This window comes from Cyanobacteriota bacterium, from assembly GCA_025054735.1.
In the GTDB taxonomy this organism is placed as follows: Bacteria; Cyanobacteriota; Cyanobacteriia; order SKYG9; family SKYG9; genus SKYG9.
Genome location: JANWZG010000413.1, coordinates 1 through 3364, shown reverse-complemented (window position 1 = coordinate 3364; position 3364 = coordinate 1). Strand labels below are relative to the sequence as shown.

Annotated in this window: 1 protein-coding gene; it reads left to right on the top strand. The window is 53.4% G+C overall.

Translation table 11 applies throughout. The annotated features are described in order from the left end of the window. Positions 1–389: 389 nt before the first annotated feature. Positions 390–3364 (top strand): phytase (locus tag NZ772_16010; GenBank protein MCS6815060.1); only part of this gene is annotated, 2975 nt, incomplete at its 3' end.

The following is a 3364-nucleotide window of genomic DNA, read 5'->3' as shown; positions in this document are numbered from 1 at the left end:
GCTTTCAGCCTACTTCTTCGCCTAGAGCTTACTACTCAGTCCACGAGCGACCCCAATCCCTTAACCTCGTTTTCACAGATCAATGCTCATTCTGAGTGGAAAGGCCCAGCTTAGCAGCAAGCAGTGAGTGTGCCGAGTGCTTGCCTAGGGTAAGGTTATCTTCTCAGTTGCCCAAAGACCATCTAGCAACGGCTGCTGTAGGAGTGACTACTGTACCACCTGTTGCAAATTGTGACGCTAAATCGACTCTTAACCTGAAGACGTGACTAGCCTTAATGTTCCCATGGGAGATATAGAGCGGATCTATCAGCGAAACATAATCGCAACCATTGTAATTTCCCTATAGCTAGATAGATGCCGGTATTATCCCTACGAGGAGTTCTCTTTGTATGCCCACGACTAATGTCCGGTTTGCCCAATTTAACGCCTCCCTGAACCGCAACGCTCAGGGACAACTTGTGAACGATCTCTCTATTCCTGTTGTGCCCGATACACGCGGAACGGGTGTCAATGCTAACCAAGCTCTACGGATTCAGCAAGCTCGCACAGTAGCAGAAATTATTCAGCGGGTGAATCCCGATGTGCTGCTGATTAACGAGTTTGACTTTGACCCCGCTGCGGTCGATCTATTTCGCAAAAACTTCCTTCAGGTCAGCCAGAACGGTGCCACCCCTGTTACCTACAACTACTTCTACATTGCTCCGTCTAACACTGGGATTCCATCTGGCTTCGACCTGAATAACAACGGTGTGGCAGTAACTACCCTAACCAACGGTATTGGTGATCCGGGCTATGGGGATGATGCCTTTGGCTTTGGTGTTTTTCCTGGTCAGTTTGGGATGTTGTTGCTGTCGAAGTATCCGATCGTCAACACGACCGATGTCAAACCCCGCACCTTCCAAAACTTTCTCTGGAAGGACATGCCCGGTAACTTGCTCACCAATGACCCTACCCCTGCTGGCCCTAACAACCTCAACAGCTTCTACTCTGCTGCTGAAATCAATGTGTTGCGCCTATCCTCCAAGAGCCACTGGGACATTCCCCTAGAGATCAATGGTCAGATTGTGCATGTGCTAGCAAGCCACCCCACACCGCCTGTGTTTGATGGGCCAGAAGACCGCAACGGCAAGCGCAACCATGACGAGATCCGCTTCTGGGTAGACTACACCAATCCCAATCCTGCGGCTAGCACCTATATCTATGACGATGCTGGAGTCAGAGGTGGCATTGGCCCCAACGCTAGTTTTGTGATCATGGGGGATCAAAATGCTGACCCCTTCGATGGCGACAGCTTTAATTTCGCCATTCGCCAACTGCTGAATGCACCTTGGGTGAATACCAGCACAGTACCCACCTCCTTGGGTGGAGTCCAGCAGGCGGGGCTTCAGGGAGGTGCCAACAACAATCACCGCAGCAATCCTGCCTTCGACACAGCAGACTTTGCCGACACCACACCAGGGAACCTGCGCGCCGACTACGTACTGCCCTCTAGTGACTTGGCAATTACCGATTCCCGTGTGTTTTGGCCCAACAACACCAGTCCCCTGTTCCCCTTGGTAGGGACGTTTAATCCAGCATTACCGGGTGGATTCCCCAGTTCTGATCACCGTTTGCTCTGGGTTGATGTGAATGTAGGTGACATCAGTGCGCGTCCAAGTGTGCGCCGGGTAGAGTTTATCGGTCAAGCAACCTTCCCCACGGGAACTCCGGTAGTCGGCGGCACTCAAGTGGGTGGACTGTCGGGTATTACCTACGATGCAGCCAACAATCGCTACTACAGCCTTGCAGATGCTCGATCGGGGCCTAGCGATGGGCCTGCCCGCTTCTACACCCTAACCATTGACCTTAGTTCTGGTAAGCTCAACCCAACGGGGGTAACCTTCACAGGGGTGACCCAACTGCGAGATGCCAGCGGCAATCCATTTACGGCTAATGCCCTAGACCCAGAGGGAATCGCATTACTGGGCAACAATGTGTATATTGCCTCTGAAGGACAGGTGCCCACTGCTCTGGCACAGGTGCAGGCTCCTTTTGTCAACCGCTTTGCTCTAGCGAATGGGCAACAAAATCAGGTATTGCCAGTGCCTACGAAGTTTGTCCCGGTGATTAATGATGCCAACGGCAACGGTAATGTGGATGCAGGGGAGCAGACGGCTGGGGTGCGTAATAACCTGGCGTTTGAAAGTTTGACCCTGACTCCTGATCAGAAATTCCTCTACACAGCAACGGAAAATGCCCTGGTGCAGGATGGGGCCGCGACGAGCTTGACCGCAGGCAGCCGATCGCGCATCCTCAAGTACAACCTGATCACAGGACAACCGGAACAGGAGTACCTGTATATTACCGATCCAGTAGTGCTGGCTCCCAATCCCAGCAGTGGCTTCAACACCAACGGTCTGGTGGAACTGTTGGCCCTGGACGATCGCGGCACCCTGTTGGCTCTGGAACGCTCTTTCTCCGCTGGGGTTCCGGGTACAGGCAACACCATCAAGCTCTATGAAATTCGGGTAGACAAAGCCAGCGATATCAGCGGTATTGCGTCTCTTAGTGCCCTGAGTGCAGCAGACTTGGCGGCGATCGTCCCGGTGCAAAAGCGCCTGCTAGTCAACTTCGACAATCTGGGGATCACTACTGGACTGGATAACGTTGAAGGCATGACCTTGGGACCACGCCTCCCCGATGGACGGCAATCCCTCATCCTGGTCAGCGACAATAACTTTAGCCCTACCCAGTTCACCCAAGTGCTAGCTCTAGCGTTGGATATCACCAGTGAGGTGGCTCCCTCGGCTAGGCCAACGGTGGAAACCACCCGCGTGCTCGATGCAAATCCGGTGCCGGCAGGGCAGTTACAGGGGGATGGGGATGATCCAGCCATCTACAACCACCCTACCCGTCCCTTGGTGATTACAGCCGTGAAGGATGGGGGTTTGGTAGTCTATGACCTCACAGGAGCTGTTGTACAAACCATTCGCCCCGCGGACGCGAACCCCACCTTTGGCTACAGTGATGTTCGTTATAACAATGTGGATATTTTGCGGGGCTTTTCCCTAGGTGGAAATACGGTGGATTTGGCGATCGCCTCCGATCGTCGCCGCGACACCCTCGCCATCTTCCGCATCGATGCTACGAATCCTACCACTCCCCTCACTAACGTTACCTCCCCCGTAATTCGGGACAATGGCGGTACGAACCCCAACTTTTCTATTTTTGGTATAGACAACGGTAGTCAAACCGCCTATGGCTTGGCAACCTATCGTGCCCCCAATGGGGAGTCTTATGTGTTTGTAACCCAGCGTGCCCGCGCTCGCATCGACCAGTTGCGGTTAATTCCTGACCCTGCTAATCCTGGCACAGTAACGATCGA